Below are 19,007 nucleotides of genomic sequence, written 5' to 3'. Positions count from 1 at the left end.
ACTTTAAATTAATTATAATAGTTTGTTTATAAAAGGAAAAAATAATTTACAGTTAATTAAAAATTTCATGTCTCTGGTTTCAATTAAGGGAATGGATTTTTTAATTCCATTAATAATATTTCCATTTTTATTAAAAGTATTAGGGTTTGATAAATTTGGATTAATTTCTTTTTCATTATCTGTATGTGCATATTTTGGAGCGCTTATACAATATGGATTTTCAATAACTGCTGTAAGAGACATTGCACGAATTAAAACAGATTTAAAACTTTTAAATCAAAAGTTTAATGATTTTTTTTGGACAAGTATTTCTTTGTTGGTAATTTCCTTTTCGATTTTACTATTATTGATTTTTATTGTTCCAAAATTTTCTGGAGAAGCAGAGCTATATTTCTATACTTTTTTTCTAGTAGGAATGCAATCAGTTTTTCCATATTGGTTTTTTCAAGGTGTAGAAGAAATGAAACTTATTGCATATATCAATGTATTGACTAAATTTTTGTATTTAGTTTCATTGTTTATATTTATTAATGAACCTTCAGACTATGTTTATGTATACTTATTATATGCTTTAAATGTATTGGTAGGTAATATTATTTCGATAATAATAATAAGAAAAAGGTTTAATGTTTCTTTGACTGTTCCTAATTTTTATCGAATCAAAAACGTTATTTTATCTGGAAGACATGCTTTTATAACGCAATTTGCACCTAATTTTTATAATAACACAGCAACTTTTGTTTTAGGATTAACAGTTTCTTCATCGATATTAGGAATCTATGTTTCTGCAACCAAAGTAATTGATGCATTAAATTCGTTAGCTGTTTTAATTTCAAGTACTTTTTTACCTTATTTATCAAGAAATATCGAAAATCATGTACTTTATAAAAGAATCATGTATTTCGTAGGGATTTCTGTCTGTTGCGTAGCATTCATTTTTTCAACTCAAATTATAGATATATTTGTTGATGAGAATATAAAGGATATAAATTTATATTTTAAATGGCTGATTTTGATGGTTGTATTTATATTTTTTAGGTTAATATATGGACCAAATTTTTTGATGCTTATTGGAAAAGAAAAACTATACAAAAATATTGTGTTATACAGTAGTTTGTTTTTCTTCTTTTTCTCAATGTATATTATACCTAAAATGGGAGTTTTTGGAGCAATTTCAGTAATGATTGGAGCTAGTGGAACAATGTCTATTTTGACTTATTTAGCATATAAAAAGGTGGTTGTAAATGGGTGAAATTTTAGGCTTAAAAGGTAAAATAGGATTTACGCAAAACTTATTAATTCTAGCTGTTTTATTGGCACCATTTACAGAGCTAAGATTTTCAGTTGTTGGATTATCTGAAATAATAATAGCTATTGTTTTGATAGCGAGCATACCTAAAATTTTACAAACTAAGAGTTCTAATCTTCGATTTACGAATTTTTGGATTAGATTTCTTTTTATATTAATTCTTAGTTCCATTTTTAATATTCTTTTTTTTAATAGATACGGTGTTATTGATGGATGGTATGATTTTTTTTCATACATTTTTGTTCTTTTTTCAGTTTTTTTATTTGAAAATAAAATAAAAACAGGTGAAATTGTACCATATGTTTTTATAGAAAAAATATTCTTTAGGATGAGTATTTTGCTAATTATCTTATATGGTATTAGCTTCTTTACTAGATCCTTATTAGGAATGTCTCTTTTTTATTATGAAAGGTTTGCGCCATTAGTCAATAACCCTCATAAAATAGCTATTTTTTCTTCAGTTTTGCCATTTTTTGGTCTTTTAGTTTTAAAAAATGTAAAGACAAAAAAAGAACAAATAATAATAATAGCTCTAATTTTACTTGATATTCTAATTACCATAAAATCAGAAACATCAAAATCTATGTTAGGTATTTTAATTGGTTTTAGTCTATTTTTTATGTTTAATTATTTGTCAAAAAAAATGATTAAACTAGCAATTATTATTGCTCTAATATTTGTAGTTGTGATTTTTTTGAAATACGATTTAATAGGAGCTTTAGTAAATTATTTTAATGAACTTGATTATAATGGAGGTAGATCCTTAATATATGGTGTAGGAATTAATCAATTTATTTTATCTCCATTTATCGGTTATGGATTTGATTCGAGTATTATCATTGATGGAATAAAAACAGATGCTCATCAAACAATGATTACAATTGGCTTACAAGGAGGAATTATAGCTTTAATTCTTTTTATGTCAATGTTGTCTAATATTTTGAAAGTACTTACAAAAGATGTTATATTATTTATAGCCTTTATACCAATACTATTATATATTCTAGGAGGTGATATAATGAGAAATAATTATGTCTGGATTTTAATTCTTCTTATGTATTATTGCTCTTTAAAATTGATCAAAACAAAAAAAAATGAAAATTTTCATAGCAGGTGATTATTGTCCAATAGGAAGAATAGAGGAGATAATTAAAAAAGGAAAATCAGAAGAAGTTTTATTGGATATAGAAAAACATATTAAAGAATCTGATTTATCAATTGTCAATTTAGAGTCTCCTTTGACCGATTCAAATAAATTAATTACAAAAAGCGGTCCGAACATAAAATCTAGTGAAATTGGATTGAAACCTTTAGAAATATCGGGAGTGAAATTAGCAACATTAGCAAACAATCATATTCTAGATTTTGATGAAGAAGGTGTTAAAGATACAATTGATTTATGTAAATCTAAAAATATAGATGTTGTTGGTGCAGGGAAAGATTTATCTGAAGCAAGAAAGCCTTTTTATTATACTTATAATGATAAAAAAATAGCTATATTAAATTTTGCAGAAAATGAATATTGTGCAGCTACTGAAAAATCTTATGGTGCTAATCCGGTCAATTTAATTAACAACTTTAATGATATAAATAAAGCAAAAGAAGAATCAGATTTTGTCATTGTAATAGCTCATGGTGGAAGAGAACATTTTCAATTGCCAACTCCAAATCAAAAAGAAAGATATCGTTTTTATGTTGATTCAGGAGCTGATTTAGTTGTTGGTCATCATTCACATTGTTTTAGTGGTTATGAAGAATATAAAGAAAAACACATTTTTTATAGCTTAGGAAATTTTGTTTTTGATTACAAACCGAAATATCAAAAAGGTTTATGGACATTAGGATATGCTCTAGATTTATCGATTAATTTTGATACAAAAAAAGTTGATTTTGAAATCATTCCTTTTGAGCAGGGAAAGAAAGAAAATCCAATTTTAAATGTTTTATCAGGAGAAAAGAAACAAGAGATTTTAGAAAAAGTTAATGAGTTAAATGAAATTATCATTGATGAAAAATTATATGCCGAGGCTTGGGAAAAATATATAGAAAGTCAAGTTATTGGATATAAAGGAATGCTGTTTACTAAAAATATGTATATACGAGCACTTATTTCTAGAGGATATTTACCTAAATTTTTACTTACATCATCTCTAAAAAGAAAAGCTTTGTTTTTGAATTTGTTTAGGTGTGAGACACATAGAGAAATTATGATAGATGTACTAAATAAAGAATTATAATGAAAGAATTAATATACAGAAATTTACCTAATTTTTTTCAGAATACTTTAATTGGTTTTTTTAACCTATTATCCTATAAAAAAAGATATGGTGGAAAGTATAAAGATTACTTGAATAAATTCAAAGAGAATCAAGAATTACCAATTGATAAATTATTGAAGATTCAAGAAGATCGTTTGATTGAATTTTTGAATTATGCGAAGAATAATTCAAAATTCTATAATGAGATTTATAAAGATATTTCATTGCCTAAAACTGTTTCTGAAATAGGAAAACTTCCAATTTTAAATAAAGAAACTTTACGTCAAAATATAGAAGATATCCATACTATTGAAAAGAACGAAGGAATCGTTTCAAAAACGGGAGGAACAACTGGAAAATCTCTTGAAGTGTTATTTACTCATGATAATACACAAGAGAGATTCGCAATGTTAGACAATTTTAGGTTTCAATCTGGTTATAAACTTGGAGAAAAAACAGCTTGGTTTTCAGGAAAAGCAATTCTTACAAATAAGGATGTAATTAAAAAAAGATTTTGGAAGACAGATTATTTTCATAATGTAAGATATTATTCGACATTTCATATTAAAGATGATTATTTGAAATATTATGTAAATAATATAATTGAGTTTCAACCAAAATTTATAGTAGGTTTTCCTTCTACAATCTTAGAACTTGCAAAGTATGGAATTAGAAAAAATATTGATTTTCCAAAAGGTATAATTAAAGCTATTTTTCCAACAGCAGAGAGTATTACAGATGAAATGCGAAAAATAATTGAATCTTTTTTTAAAGCAAAAATATATAATCAATATGCTTCTTCTGAAGGTGCTCCTTTTATATTTGAATGTGATAAAGGAAACTTACATTTAGATTTACAAAGTGGTGTTTTTGAGATTCTAGATGATAATGATAATTATGCTGATGAAGGAAGGTTAGTTTTAACGTCTTTTACAACGAAAGGTACTCCTTTAATTAGATATGATATTGGAGATTCATTAATTCTTAAAAAAGGAACCTGTAATTGTGGTAATAATAATCCTTTAGTAAAAGAAATATTAGGAAGAGTTGATGATTTTATTTTTTCTCCAGAAAATGGGAAAATTAATTTAGGAAATATTTCAAATACGCTAAAAGATATAAAAGGTATTATAAAGTTTCAAGCTGTCCAAGATCAACTTGATTCTTTAAAAATATATATTATGAGAGATTCGGATATATATAATGAGAATTATGAAGAGAAGTTTAGAAAAAACTGGACAGATAGAGTTGGGAATAAAATGCTTATTGAATTTATTTATGTAGATAATTTAGAAAGTGAAAATAGTGGGAAGTTTAGGATGATTAAGAATAATATAAAACACTTAATATAATCTATGAAAAAAATAGTTCGAATAACAACTATTCCTGAATCGATGGCAAAATTATTAGAAGGCCAGTTAGGATATATGAGTGAATTTTATGAAATGGTAGCAGTATCTTCAAACGAAAATAACAAATTGGATTTGTTGGGAGAGAAAGAGAATATCAAAACTTATGCAACTGAATTCACTAGAAAAATTACACCAGTTAAAGATTTAAAAGCATTATATAATTTATATAAAATTTTAAAAAAAGAAAAACCAGAAATTGTTCATACTCATACGCCTAAAGCAGGAACAGTTGGTATGTTAGCAGCAAAATTAGCTGGAGTTCCCGTGAGAATGCATACAATTGCTGGATTACCTCTTTTGGAAGCGACTGGATTTAAACGAAAATTGTTGAGTTCTGTTGAAAAAATGACTTATGCATGTGCGACTAAGATATATCCAAATTCTTTTGTAATGAAAGATATAATTTTAGAAGAAAAATTTACAACTTCTAATAAATTAAAAGTTCTTGCAAATGGTAGTTCAAATGGTATAAATATTAAACATTTTTCAAAAGATAATATATCCTTAGAAGAACAAAAATCCTTAAAGAAATCTTTAGGTATAAGTGAAGAAAATATAACATTTGTTTTTGTAGGAAGAATGGTTAAAGATAAAGGTGTTAATGAATTAGTTGCATCTTTTATCAAGTTGAATGAAGAAAATCCATTGACAAAACTTCTTTTAGTAGGGCCTCTTGAAAAAGACTTAGATCCTTTAAATCAAGAGACAGAAAAACATATCGAATCACACCCAAATATAAAATGGGTTGGTTTTCAGAAAGATGTTCGTCCTTACTTTGCGATTTCAGATGTATTAGCTTTTCCAAGTTATAGAGAAGGTTTTCCAAATGTTGTGTTACAAGCAGGTGCAATGGAGTTACCTAGTATTGTTTCAGATATAAACGGTTGTAATGAAATTATCATTAACAATAAAAATGGAATTATTATTCCTCCTAAAGATGAAGATCAACTGTATAAAGCGATGTTAGAAATGGCTCAAAATAATAATTTGAGAGATCAACTAAAACAAAATGCTAGATTGATGATACAGGACAGATATCAACAAGAATTAGTTTGGAAAGCTTTATTGGAAGAGTATCAATTACTTATAAAAAATCTTAGATAATAATACTATTAATTGAATTATAGATGTATAAAATTTTTAAACCAGTTATCGATTTTATAGTAGCTTTTATTGGATTTTTGATTTTAAGTCCAATTTTTATTTTAGTTACTATTTTTCTTGCAATTGCAAATAGTGGAAAACCATTTTTCTTTCAAGCAAGACCAGGAAAAAATGAGCGTATTTTTAATATCATCAAATTTAAAACAATGAATGATAAAAAAGATGCGCAAGGAAACTTATTATCAGATGCTGAACGATTGACTGCTGTTGGGAAATTTGTAAGAAAGACTTCTTTAGATGAAATTCCACAGTTGATTAATGTAATGAAAGGTGATATGAGTTTGATTGGACCTAGACCACTTTTACCACAATATTTACCTCTTTATAATACAGAACAAAAGAAAAGACATTTAGTAAGACCTGGCATTACAGGTTGGGCGCAAATAAATGGTAGAAACGCAATTTCATGGCAACAAAAATTTGAATTTGATGTTTGGTATGTTCAAAATCTTACCTTTGCGATGGATTGTAAAATTATTTTAAAAACAATACTTAAAGTACTAAAATCTGAAGGAGTTAGTTCTAATAATAATGTAACTGCCGAAGCTTTTAATGGAAATAATTAAAATTTGATTAAATGAAAATTAACATCACTGAATATTTAAAAGAGACAGCAACAAAATATTCTTCAAAAATAGCAATTGAAGATAAAAATGGGCAAATAACATTCTCAGAATTAGAAGTTAATGCATATAATTTAGCTAATCATATTTTAAGAATTGAACCAGAATTAAATAATTCACCTATTCCTGTTTTTTTACCAAAAGAAAAAGAAACGATTATTTCGTTTATAGGTGTTGTTTTAAGTGGTAATTTTTATGTGCCTTTAGATGTAAAATCTCCAATACAAAGATTAGATAAGATTTTTGAAAAATTAGATTCTAAAATACTTATTACAAGTAAGAAATTTGAATCGATATTAAGTAAAACTAGTTTTGAAGGTCGTTTTATTTATATTGAAGATTTATCAGAGAATCCATGTAATGAAAATGAAAAATCTATAATTGAAAATAAACTTCAAAGTAAAATTGATTTAGACCCAGTTTATTCCATTTTTACATCAGGTTCTACTGGAACTCCAAAAGGAGTTTTGATTTCACATAGAGGAGTGATTGATTATATTGAATGGGCAAAGGAAGTTTATTCTGTTGATGAAAATGAAATCATAGGAAGTCAAGCGCCTTTTTATTTTGATAACTCTACACTAGATATTTATTTAATGCTGGCGACGGGAGCAAAATTAATTATAGTTCCTGAGGAAAAATATATGTTTCCTGTAAAACTTTTAGAATATATTAATCAAAAACAAATTACTTTTGTCTTTTGGGTTCCATCTGTTTTAGTTAATGCTGCGAATTTAAAAGCTTTAGAAAATAATTCTGTAGATTCTTTACACAAAATTTTATTTGCTGGGGAAGTTATGCCAAATAAGCATTTAAATTATTGGAGAAAAGAAAAGCCAGATGCTTTATATTCTAATTTGTATGGTCCAACAGAAATTACTGTAGATTGTACTTATTATATCGTTGATAGAGAATTTAAAGATGAAGAGCCTTTACCAATAGGGAAAGCATGTAGAAATACCGATTTGTTAATACTTAATGAAAAGGATGAATTATGTGCTTCAGAGGAGATAGGAGAATTATGTGTGAAAGGTAGTTCTTTAGCGTTTGGATATTATAAAGATTTTGAAAAAACGGAAAGTGTTTTCGTTCAAAATCCAGTAAATAACGATTACAGAGAAATAATTTACAGAACTGGTGATTTAGTGTTTGTAAATGAAAGAGATGAAATTATTTTCGTAGGAAGAAAAGATTCTCAAATCAAACATATGGGATACCGAATTGAACTAGGAGAAATTGAAAATATAATTTTAGGAATAGAAGAAATTGAAAACATTTGTGTTATCTATGATTCTGAAAGAAAAATAATCAAAGCTTATTATATTGGAGAGATAGAATTTATTGAAATTCGTAAAAAGTTAGTAAGTCTTTTACCTAAATATATGATTCCTACAAAATGGTTTAAAACGGAATCATTCCCTTATAATTCTAATGGTAAGATTGATAGGAAAAAAATTGTTGAAGTAATTTAAAAATAAGATGAATTATTATAAACAAATTATTATTATTGGTGCTGGTAAAATAGCATTAGAATGCTTGAAAGAAGTAGAAAATAAATTTGAAAATACTATTGGTGTAGTACTTTATGAAGATAATTCGTTGTCTTCTTTTAGAGTTTATGCTGATAAAAAAGAATATATAGTTTGTGATTCGACTTCTAAGAAAGACATTGATACTTATTTTAATAGTATTGAAGAAAATACTTTAATAATAAGTGCGAATAATAATTTTCTTTTTACAGAAAAAATCATCAATAAAGAAAATTTGACAATTATTAATTTTCACAATGCTTTATTGCCTAGTTATAAAGGACGAAATGCTCAAACTTGGGTGATTTTTAATGAGGAAAAGAAAACTGGGATTACTTGGCATTTGGTTAATGAAAAAGTTGATGATGGTAGAATTTTAATTCAAAAAGAAATACCATTAGATACTAAAATTACAGCAATAAAGTTAACTAATCAGTTGATGGTATTAGGAATAAAGTGTTTTAAAGAACTTTTGCCAAAGTTGTTAAATTCTGAAAAAATATCATTTACACCAATAGAGCTTTTTCCTTTGAATGATAAAATATATTATTCAAAAAAAATGCCTAATAATGGAATTCTTGATTTGGAATGGTCAATAGATAAAATTTCTGCTTTTTTAAGATCTTTGGACTATTCTTTCTTTGCTTTTTTTCCAAGTTCAAAAGTGTCAATCAATGGAGAGTTTGAAGAAATAAAGTCTTATAAAATTCTAAAATTAGAAGACCCAATTCAGAAAAAGGAAATCTCAATATCTAGTAATAAAGTAATAATTAAAGAAAATAATTTAAAAATAGAAATCAATTGTAATGAAAGATAAAATAATTAAAATTTTAATTGAAGCAAGACCAGAGTTTGATTTTAATGAAATACAAGAAGATTTTATTTCAGGTGGAATGTTAGATTCATTTGATATTATTTCGATTGTATCAGATATTGAAACTGAATTAGGTGTTTCAATTCAAGGAGATAAAATTTTACCTGAGAATTTCGATAGTTTACAGGCAATAGAAGACTTAATTAAAGAAAGCAGCTGTTAATTCTGTATTATGAGACTTAGTTTTAAAAATAAAAAAATAACAGGAGTTTTAAGTGTTTTACCAGAAAATGAAGTTCATTTTAAAGATGGAATAAATGAATATAATTTTACGGAAAAACAATCGTTAAAACTTGCTAAAATAATGGGATATGGTACTAGAAGAATTGCTTCAGAAAGTACTACAGTTTCAGATTTATGTGTTCATGGATTAGAATATTTATTTGAAAATAATTATTTGAATAAAGATGAAATAGACGCATTAATTTTAGTTACTCAGAGTCCTGATTACTTTTTGCCTGCGACATCAAATGTGATTTCTGGAAAATTAAATTTGAAAGAAGATTTAATTTGTATGGATATTAATCAAGGTTGTGCTGGTTATGAAGTAGGTTTAATGCAAGCATATATGCTGTTAGAACAACCTGCAATTTCAAAGGTTGTTTTGTTAAATGCAGATGTTTTAAGTAAGAAAGTTTCAAAAAGAGATAGAAATAGTCATCCATTAATTGGTGATGGAGCTACAATTACAGTTGTGGAAAAATCAGATGATGATGAAAATATAGAACTTTTCATGAAATCAGATGGTAAAGGTTCGGAAAGCTTAAAAATTCCAGCTGGAGGATTTAAAATGCCTTCAACTCCTGATACAGCTATAATGAACGAAGATGTTTCTGGTAACTATAGATCTCTAGACAATTTAGTAATGAAAGGAGATGATGTCTTTAATTTTGTAATGACACGTGTTCCTGAGATGATGAATCAAGTTTATAATGAATTATCTATAAATGATGATAATTTGGATTATTATCTTTTTCATCAGCCTAATAAGTTTATGCTTGAAAAGTTAGCCGATAAATTGGGTGTTGACAGGTCAAAAATGCCTAACAACATAACTGAAATTTACGGTAATGGAAGTGGAATAACAGTTCCTTTAAATATTTGTCATAACCTAGGTAGTACTATTAAAAATGAAAGTTATGATGTGTGTTTAGGAGGATTTGGTGTAGGATTAACTTGGAGTTTACTTGTATGCAAATTAGGTAAATTAGATTTTTGTGAAATAATTAATTATAAAGAATAATAATGGAAGAGTTTTTAGAGAAAATATCTGAAATTTTAGAAGTTGAAAGTGTAAATTTAAGTGATAATTTAGAAGATTTTGACGAATGGGATTCATTGACTAGTCTATCTTTAATAGCAATGATTGATAGTGATTATAACATTTCAGTTACTAACGATGATATTAGAGAATTCAAGACAATTGAAGATGTTTGTAATTTTGTAAAAATATCTTAAATGTCAAATTATATTTTATTAACAGGTTGTAGTTCTTCTATAGGAAAGTCTGTTGCTAAAAAACTTTCAGAAGAAGGTTTTAATTTAATACTCTCTGGTAGGAGAGAAGAAGAATTAAAATCTTTTTCTCAAAGCTTAAACAATAGCTCTACTCATAAAATTTGGGTATGTGATTTTAAAACTGAAAACATAAAAGAATCGTTGGAAAGTTTTATTAAAAATCAGGAAGTAATTATAGAGTCATTTATCCATATTGGTGGACTTTTTACTTTAAAGCCATTGAGACTTTTTAAAAAAGAAGATATAAATGATATATTTCAAGTGAATGTTTTTTCAGCAATTGAAATTTCTTCACTTTTATCAAAAAAGAAGTATAAAAGCAATCTAAAGAATATTATATTTTTTTCAAGTATTTCTTCAATTAGAGGAAAATCAGGTTACAGTGTTTATGCAGCAGCAAAAGCATCATTATCTGGTTTGACTAAAAATTTAGCTATAGAATTAAAACCAGTTAAGGTTGTGAATTTGGTTCTAGGAGCTATTATGACAGAGAAAACAAAGTCAATTTTAAATAGTAATTACGAGGATATAAATAAACATATACCTTTAGGAATTGGTGAGCCAGAAGAAATAGGAGAATTTGTGTCATACCTATTGCAAAAAAGTAATTGGATTACTGGACAAGATATTATAATAGATGGTGGAGGAAGTGCACTTTAATGAAAAGTATAAAATTAAAGTCTTTAAATTAACAAAAAATAATTTTAATTCTAATACTTATATTTTATCATTCATTCATTCAAATCAATGTATAATTATAGATCCAAGTGAATGGACGAGTACTTTTTTGATCGATTGGTTAAAAACTCATAATAAAATAATTAAATATTGTTTCATTACACATGAACATTTTGATCATCATGCTGGATATGAATTATTAAAAAATGTGAATGATTTTAAAACATTATGTTCTCTAATTACAATTGAAGGTATGGCAAATTCTAAAAAGAATTTGTCTTATTTCTACAATTTAGATATTAAATCACACGTAATTAACCATATAAATGAAACTGAAGAAAATTATATAAACATAGTTTCAACACCAGGTCATTCTAAAGGGAGTATTTGCATTTTCATTGATGATATGCTTTTTTCTGGAGATACAATTATCGCCAAAGAATATTTGACAACCAAATTACCTGGAGGAAATAAATTAGAATTGAAAAAATCAATTTCTTTAGTCCAAAAAAAAATTATTGATAATAAATTTAGTTCCGATGTTCTTGTTTTTCCTGGACATGGAAATAAATTTTTTTTAAAAGATATAAAAGTTGAGTAATAAAGTTATAATATTAGGAGCAGGTGCTCATGCAGCTGAAATTGTTGGATATATTGAGGATAATAATCTTACAAGCGAAGAAAAAATTGAGATTTTAGGATTTTATGCTGATAAAGTAGAACAAGAAGATAAATATAAATACAATACCCCAATATTAGGTGGTTTGTTTGAATTTGAGCCTGAGGAAAATATATCTGTAATTATTGGTTTTGCTAATGTGGAATTAAAAAATAAAGTGGTAGAACATTATAAAAGTAAAGGTGCTAATTTTTTTACTTTTATTCATAAATCATCCTTTGTTTTTAAAACTGCTGTTATTGGTGAAGGGAATGTGATATGTAGAAACTGTGTGATTGGTCCTAATGTAATTTTAGAAGATTTCAATTTACTTAATAGTAATGTTTCTGTAGGTCATGATTCACAAATTGGAAGTTATAATGTCATTTGTCCAAATGTCGGATTCTCAGGTAATACAATTGTAGGAAATTCTAATTTTTTTAGTATAAATGCAGCTACGATACCAAATGTAAAAATTGGTAATCATAATATTATTGCTCCAAATATGGTTATCGAAAAGAATATTAAAGATGAAAGTACAGTCTTTCATAGATTTAAAGAAAAAATAATTGCAATTCCAAAATAATAATTGATGAACAAAAGAATATGGTTGTCTTCTCCACATATGGGGGGAACAGAGCAAAGTTATATTAATCAGGCATTTGAAGAAAATTGGATTGCTCCACTTGGACCAAATGTAAATGGGTTTGAAGCAGATTTAAAAAAATACACAGGAGTGAATTCCTGTACAGCTTTAACTTCAGGAACTGCTGCAATTCACTTAGGATTAATTCAGCTTGGAGTTAAGAAAGGAGATGAAGTTTTATGTAGTACATTTACTTTTGTTGCAACTGTTAATCCTATTATTTATCAAGATGCAACACCTATTTTTGTTGATAGTGAAGAAGATACTTGGAACATGTGTCCAAAACAATTAGAGATTGCAATAAAAGATCGAATAGCAAAAGGTACTAAACCAAAAGCAATCATCGTTGTACATTTATACGGTATGCCTTCTAAAATGAATGAAATAATGGAAATTTCTAAAAAATATGAAATTCCTGTTTTAGAAGATGCAGCCGAAGCATTAGGTTCTACTTATGAAGGAAAAGCAATGGGTACAATTGGTGACATTGGAATTTATTCTTTCAACGGAAATAAAATAATTACAACTTCTGGAGGAGGAGCAATTGTATCAAATAAAGAAGAATATTGTCAAGATTCTCTTTTTTTAGCGACTCAAGCTAGAGATGCAGCTCCACATTACCAACATTCAAGAATTGGATATAATTATAGAATGAGCAATATCACTGCTGGAATTGGTAGAGGGCAAATGGAAATATTAGACAAACATATTTCGCTTCGTAGAAGAAATCATGATTTTTATGAAAAGGAACTTTCTGGAATTGAAAATATCAAATTTTTAAAAGAACCAGAAGGAATGTATTCAAATAGATGGCTGTCTTGTATTTTGACAGATTCTTTTGAAACTAGAGAGAAAATAAGAATAGCATTAGAAGCAAAAAATATCGAATCTAGACCATTATGGAAACCAATGCACATGCAACCTGTTTTTATAAATTCAGAGAAATATTTAAATGGAGTTTCTGAAGATTTATTTAAAAAAGGTTTATGTTTGCCAAGTGGTTCAAATCTGGAAATAGATGATTTAGAATTGATTGTAAAAGTTATAAAAGAAAATATCTAAAAAATAAATATTGCGAAAAAGAGAGAAAAAGGAATTAGTATGGTCATTTAATAATTAATGAAATAATATGATATTAAAGATACTCTCAAAAAACGCACATAAATATGCATCCAGATGGGTTGTATTAGGAATTGACTTATTGTTAATAGTACAAACCTATTTATTTGCATATATATTAAGATTCAATTTTAGCTTAAATTTTGATAAAACAAAATTTTTGTATGAAGTCCCATATATTAGTGCGATTGGAGTTATAAGTTTTTTGATTATAGGTTCTTATAAAGGTGTAATTAGACATACTGGAGTGAAAGATGCAAATAATGTATTTTTAGCTGCTAGTTTGTTGGCAACTTTATCATTAATAATCGTTGGAATTCAAAAGTCACTTGGATTACATCTGATTACAAATTCAATATCTATAATTATTATCCATTATTTATCAAATGTTGTGATTTTGATAACTAGTAGATTTATATTTAAAGCTCTATATACGAAAGTAATATCAGAAGTTAGAAATTATAAAAATGTAATTATTTATGGAGCTGGAAACTCTGGATTAATTACATTACATGCGTTGTTAAAAGATACAAAACACGCAGTGAAAGTTCATGCTTTTATCGATGATAATAAGAAGAAAATTGGAAGACAAATTGAATCTGTTCCAATTATTTCAAAAGATAGAGTTACAGAAGAATTTTTATGTAAAAATAAGATATCTGAAATCATTATTTCTATTCAAAATATTCAATCTGCAAAACTTTTAGAATTTGTAGATGATTTTTCACAACTTGGTGTAAATGTAAAAATCGTTCCACCTGTGGATAATTGGACAAATGGCGATTTACAAGCAAAACAGATTAAAACTGTAAAAATTGAGGATATTTTAAATAGAAATCCAATTCAAATTAACAATCCTAATATTTCTCAGGAAGTGGAAGGAAAGGTTATAATGATTACAGGTGCAGCTGGTTCTATTGGAAGTGAAATTTCACGTCAATTAACAAAATACGAATACAAATATTTAATTCTTGTTGATCAAGCAGAATCTGCATTATATGATTTACAACAAGAATTTAAACAAGAAAATACCAAGAATTTTCAGGCCATTGTTTCGGATGTAAGAAACAAAAATAGAATTGAACAAATATTTAAAAACTATAGACCAGACATCGTTTTTCATGCAGCTGCATATAAACACGTGCCTTTTATGGAAGAAAATCCATATGAAGGAGTTTTGGTAAATGTTTGTGGTTCTAAATATGTAATGGATTTATCTGTGGAATATAATGTAGATAAATTTGTGATGGTTTCTACAGATAAAGCTGTAAATCCAACTAACGTAATGGGAGCTACAAAACGAGTTGCAGAAATTTATGCATCTTGTTTGAGTAGAACTTCTAAAACAAAATTTATCACAACACGATTTGGAAATGTTTTAGGTTCTAATGGTTCTGTAATTCCATTATTTAAAAAACAAATTGAAAAAGGAGGTCCATTAACTTTAACACATAAAGAGATTACAAGGTATTTCATGACAATTCCTGAAGCATGCCAACTTGTACTAGAAGCAGGTTCAATGGGAAAAGGAGGTGAAATTTTTGTATTTGATATGGGAGAGTCCGTTAAAATTTTCGATATGGCAGTTAAAATGATTCATTTATCTGGATTACGATATCCAGAAGATATCGATATTGAAATTGTCGGATTAAGACCAGGTGAAAAATTGTATGAAGAATTGTTGAGCAACAAAGAAAATACAATGCCTACATATCATGAAAAAATTATGATTGCAAAAGTACAAGATATAAATATCGAAGATCAATTTAATAAGATTATATCATTGAGTGAAGATCTGTGTCCAAATAAACCAGAAGAAATCGTTGGAAAAGTGAAAAGTATTGTGCCAGAATACATTTCTAAAAATTCAAGATATGAGAAATTAGATTTAGAGAAAGCATAAATTCAGAAAATAATCCCCCTTATTTTATAAAAAACAATCATTAATGAGTTTTTTATAAAGAAATAAAGTTTTATAGGGCTTTATTTTTTTATAAATTCGCGAAAAATTTTAAATTATGAAAATAAAGCCCCGAATTGAGCGAGTTTTGTTTGTATTAATCATACCATTGCTATTGGTCTCTTGTGTTTCAAGAAAAAAAATCATATACATGCAAGGTGATAATGCAGTTGAAGTATCAAAAATTAATTTTGAAACTAAATTTGTTGTAGATGATATATTGACAATTACAGTTTCTTCTTTAGATCAAGAAGCTGTCAGACCGTTTAATTTACCAGAACCTTCTTATAATAGTATTTCTGGAGCAAACACAGCTTTGCCAAGACAACAGACATATTTAATTCATAAAGATGGAACAATTGATTTTCCTGTTCTTGGGAAAATTAAATTAGAAGGTTTATCCAATGAAGAAAGTGTAAGTTTACTACAAGGAAAATTAAAAAAATATATAAAAGATCCTACTGTAAATATTCGAATTCAAAACTTTAAAGTTACAGTTTTAGGAGAAGTTAAAACACCTGGAACTTTTACAATTCCAAGTGAAAGAATTACTATTTTAGAAGCTTTAGGTTATGCCGGAGATATGCTTATATCTGGTAAAAGAAAAAATGTACTTGTTGTAAGAGAATTAAATAATGAAAAGAAATTTATTCGTTTAGATTTAACTTCTGAAGAAATTGTTAATTCTGAAGCTTATTATTTAGTACAAAATGATGTTGTTTATGTAGAACCAAATCAAACAAAGAAAAATTCATCAGCTTTTGGACCTTCAACTACTGTAACAATTTCATTATTATCAACTTTAATTTCTTTAATAGCGATTTTAACAAGGTAACGAACTTATGCAACAGAATTTTGGAAATGAATTTTCTTTTCAAGAAGAAGGAAAAGAAGTCGATATTAAAAAAGAAATTTTAAAATATTTCTCCTATTGGAAATGGATTCTTTTGAGTGTTTTAATTTTTGTCACTTTATCATTTGTTATTTATAAATACTCTAAAGTTATTTATGAATCAAATACGACTATTTTGATAAAAGATTCTAAAGGATCAGATGTTTCAGAAATAGAAGCGTTTAATGATTTAGGTTTTGTATCTAATAAGGATAGAAATATTGAAAATGAAATAGTAATTTTAAAATCAAGAACACTTTTAGGACAAGTTGTAAATGAACTTCAATATAATGTGATTTATAGAGATAATAATTTTCTGAAATCTAAATTATTATATGAAGTTAAACCATTTGAGATTAATATTGTTTCAGTAGATAATAAAACAAGAGAGAATCTGGTAAATTTTACTGTTAATATTAAAACTAAAACATCTTTTGAATTATTAGATAATGAACAAAACCCTATAAATAACTTCAATTTTGGTGAAAAAATAAGAATTGAAGGGATTGAAATGATTATTTTACCAACAAAAGATATAGATTGTTTTGTGGAAAATTCTATTTCTGTTGAAGTAAAACCAATTGATGATGTAATTACTTCCTTAATAAAAGAAATAAATATCGGTAATGTTGATAAAAAATCAAGTGTTATTGGAATTAAAATTAAAGGAGAAAATAGAGCTAGAAATAATGCTTTATTGAATAAATTAGTTGAAATATACAATGCAAATACAGTTGAAGATAAATCAGCGATTATTCAAAATACAGCAAAATTTATTGATTCAAGAATTAGTCTAATTTCTAAAGATTTATTTCAAGTTGATTCTAATGAAGAGGATTTTAAAAAGCAAAATCGATTAACTGATTTAGCGACAGAAGCTACAAAATTTGTTGATAAAATTGCTGTAAGTGATGAGAAATACCTTGAAGTAAATACACAATTGAGTATCATTACTTACATGGAAGAATATTTAGAGAATTTAAAAGAAAACTTTGAATTACTTCCTTCTAATTTAGGACTAGATGATCTTTCTATTAATAAAAATATTGAATTATATAATTCTTTAGTTTTAGAAAGAAATAGATTATTGAAAAGTTCTACAGAATTAAATCCAGTTGTTGTTCAAGTTTCTGAGGAATTAAAAGAATTGAAAATCAATCTAGTTAATAGTTTAAAAAACTTAAAGATTTCTATAGAATTACAAGTAAAAGCTTTAGATAGAGAAAGAGGAAAAATCAATTCTAAAATTGCTTCTGTACCTTCGAAAGAAAGAGAATTTAGAGATATTAAACGTACACAAGAAATTAAAGAACGATTATACCTTTATCTTTTAGAAAAAAGAGAAGAGAATGCAATTAAATTAGCGATTATTGAACCAAATTCTAAAGTGATTGATAAAGCTTATAGTCCAAAAAATCCAATTGCTCCAAAAAGAAATATCATTTTTTTAGCAGGAATTATACTTGGTCTATTAATTCCAATTGCAATTATTTATAGTAGAAATTTATTAGATACAAAAGTGCATAATAAATCTGATGTAACTCAAAATTTAGCTGCACCGTTTTTAGGAGATATTCCAGAATATAATAGTGATAACAAATATTTATTAGATAAAAGAGATCGATCAAGTACTGCTGAAGCATTCAGATTATTACGTACAAATTTAGATTTCATGCTTTCTAATATTCAAGAAAATGGTTGTAAAACAATTTTTACTACATCTACTTTAAGTAAAGAAGGAAAATCTTTTACAGCAATTCATTTAGCTTCGACTTTATCAGATACAGGTAAAAAAGTATTGTTAATCGGATTGGATTTAAGAGCTCCGAAAATCATGCAATATTTAAATATTCCTGATGAAAGAAAAGGAGTAACTAGCTTTATAAAAGATAAAAACACAAGTTTGGATGAATATATAGTAAAAGCACCTTCTAAAGAGAATTTATATTTACTTCCTTCTGGTTTTATTCCACCAAATCCTGCGGAACTTCTTTTAAGCTCAAGAATCAAAGAAATGTTTGAAACAGCAAAAGAAGAATATGATTATGTGATTGTTGATACAGCTCCTGTTAGTTTAGTAACAGATACTTTAGCAATTAGTAAATATGCAGATATGTTCTTATATGTTGTAAGAGCTGAAGTTCTAGATAAAAAATTACTGGAAATTCCTCAAAATTTATATAAAGAAAGAAAATTACCAAATATGGCTGTTGTACTAAATGGTACAGATTATAAAAAAGGTTATGGTTATGGCTATGGATATGGAGTGCATTTAGAAGAGAAAAAGAATATTTTTCAGAAACTATTTAAAAGATAATAAAAAGTTAAAATAAAGATAAAAGAACAAATTTGAAATTCAGATTTGTT

General features: G+C 26.5%; 18 protein-coding genes. All 18 read left to right on the top strand.

The genetic code is table 11. The features are described 5' to 3' along the window. Window positions 1-67: 67 nt before the first annotated feature. The 18 genes from I1A51_RS05860 to I1A51_RS05775 all read left to right on the top strand — a co-directional run bounded on the left by I1A51_RS05860 (window position 68) and on the right by I1A51_RS05775 (window position 18,957). Entirely contained in the window at window positions 68-1,252 is a 1,185-nt protein-coding gene (locus tag I1A51_RS05860; protein ID WP_196892018.1) for an oligosaccharide flippase family protein, read from the top strand. Continuing rightward, a complete protein-coding gene (locus I1A51_RS05855; RefSeq protein ID WP_196892016.1) occupies window positions 1,245-2,426 on the top strand; it encodes an O-antigen ligase family protein in 1,182 nt (393 codons plus the stop codon). Before I1A51_RS05860 ends, I1A51_RS05855 begins: the two co-directional genes overlap by 8 nt. Beyond that, window positions 2,404-3,546 carry a CapA family protein gene (locus I1A51_RS05850; protein WP_196892015.1) on the top strand — a complete coding sequence of 381 codons (1,143 nt, stop codon included), beginning with the start codon at window positions 2,404-2,406 and terminating at the stop codon, window positions 3,544-3,546. Before I1A51_RS05855 ends, I1A51_RS05850 begins: the two co-directional genes overlap by 23 nt. After that, window positions 3,546-4,919: a phenylacetate--CoA ligase family protein gene (locus I1A51_RS05845; protein WP_196892013.1), complete on the top strand. Its 1,374-nt coding sequence runs from the start codon at window positions 3,546-3,548 to the stop codon at window positions 4,917-4,919. Before I1A51_RS05850 ends, I1A51_RS05845 begins: the two co-directional genes overlap by 1 nt. A gap of 3 nt (window positions 4,920-4,922) precedes the next feature. Beyond that, complete coding sequence (locus I1A51_RS05840) at window positions 4,923-6,083, top strand: glycosyltransferase family 4 protein (RefSeq protein ID WP_196892011.1); 1,161 nt, start codon at window positions 4,923-4,925, stop codon at window positions 6,081-6,083. Between the two features lie 23 nt (window positions 6,084-6,106). Continuing rightward, window positions 6,107-6,709: a sugar transferase gene (locus I1A51_RS05835; protein ID WP_196892009.1), complete on the top strand. Its 603-nt coding sequence runs from the start codon at window positions 6,107-6,109 to the stop codon at window positions 6,707-6,709. Window positions 6,710-6,720: 11 nt separating this feature from the next. Beyond that, window positions 6,721-8,238, top strand: coding sequence for an amino acid adenylation domain-containing protein (locus I1A51_RS05830; protein WP_196892007.1), 1,518 nt, complete (start codon window positions 6,721-6,723; stop codon window positions 8,236-8,238). Window positions 8,239-8,245: 7 nt separating this feature from the next. Beyond that, window positions 8,246-9,112, top strand: a complete 867-nt coding sequence (locus I1A51_RS05825) for a formyltransferase family protein (protein WP_196892005.1) — start codon at window positions 8,246-8,248, stop codon at window positions 9,110-9,112. Next, window positions 9,102-9,332, top strand: a complete 231-nt coding sequence (locus I1A51_RS05820) for an acyl carrier protein (RefSeq protein WP_196892003.1) — start codon at window positions 9,102-9,104, stop codon at window positions 9,330-9,332. Before I1A51_RS05825 ends, I1A51_RS05820 begins: the two co-directional genes overlap by 11 nt. 9 nt (window positions 9,333-9,341) lie before the next feature. Further along, a complete protein-coding gene (locus I1A51_RS05815) occupies window positions 9,342-10,412 on the top strand; it encodes a 3-oxoacyl-ACP synthase III family protein (RefSeq protein ID WP_196892001.1) in 1,071 nt (356 codons plus the stop codon). Between the two features lie 2 nt (window positions 10,413-10,414). Continuing rightward, on the top strand, window positions 10,415-10,627 hold the full coding sequence (locus tag I1A51_RS05810; RefSeq protein ID WP_196891999.1) for an acyl carrier protein: 213 nt from the start codon (window positions 10,415-10,417) through the stop codon (window positions 10,625-10,627). Further along, window positions 10,628-11,347, top strand: coding sequence for an SDR family NAD(P)-dependent oxidoreductase (locus I1A51_RS05805; protein WP_196891997.1), 720 nt, complete (start codon window positions 10,628-10,630; stop codon window positions 11,345-11,347). Then, a complete protein-coding gene (locus I1A51_RS05800) occupies window positions 11,325-11,966 on the top strand; it encodes an MBL fold metallo-hydrolase (protein WP_196891995.1) in 642 nt (213 codons plus the stop codon). The genes I1A51_RS05805 and I1A51_RS05800 overlap by 23 nt, the downstream gene beginning before the upstream one ends. Further along, a complete protein-coding gene (locus I1A51_RS05795) occupies window positions 11,959-12,609 on the top strand; it encodes an acetyltransferase (protein WP_196891993.1) in 651 nt (216 codons plus the stop codon). The genes I1A51_RS05800 and I1A51_RS05795 overlap by 8 nt, the downstream gene beginning before the upstream one ends. A 6-nt stretch (window positions 12,610-12,615) precedes the next feature. Then, complete coding sequence (locus I1A51_RS05790; protein ID WP_196891991.1) at window positions 12,616-13,731, top strand: DegT/DnrJ/EryC1/StrS family aminotransferase; 1,116 nt, start codon at window positions 12,616-12,618, stop codon at window positions 13,729-13,731. A gap of 67 nt (window positions 13,732-13,798) precedes the next feature. After that, window positions 13,799-15,691, top strand: coding sequence for a polysaccharide biosynthesis protein (locus I1A51_RS05785; protein ID WP_196891989.1), 1,893 nt, complete (start codon window positions 13,799-13,801; stop codon window positions 15,689-15,691). 208 nt (window positions 15,692-15,899) lie between these two features. Next, window positions 15,900-16,583 (top strand): polysaccharide biosynthesis/export family protein, encoded by a 684-nt coding sequence (locus I1A51_RS05780; RefSeq protein ID WP_231373969.1) that lies wholly within the window; start codon window positions 15,900-15,902, stop codon window positions 16,581-16,583. A gap of 7 nt (window positions 16,584-16,590) precedes the next feature. Then, the gene (locus I1A51_RS05775) at window positions 16,591-18,957 is read left to right on the top strand and encodes a GumC family protein (protein ID WP_196891985.1); all 2,367 of its coding nucleotides are present in this window, start codon (window positions 16,591-16,593) and stop codon (window positions 18,955-18,957) included. The last annotated feature ends 50 nt before the right edge of the window (window positions 18,958-19,007 follow it).

Source organism: Aureivirga marina (genome assembly GCF_015767265.1).
Lineage (GTDB): Bacteria > Bacteroidota > Bacteroidia > Flavobacteriales > Flavobacteriaceae > Aureivirga > Aureivirga marina.
Note: the sequence above shows the minus strand (reverse complement) of the source record. Positions and strands in the feature narration are given on the sequence as shown.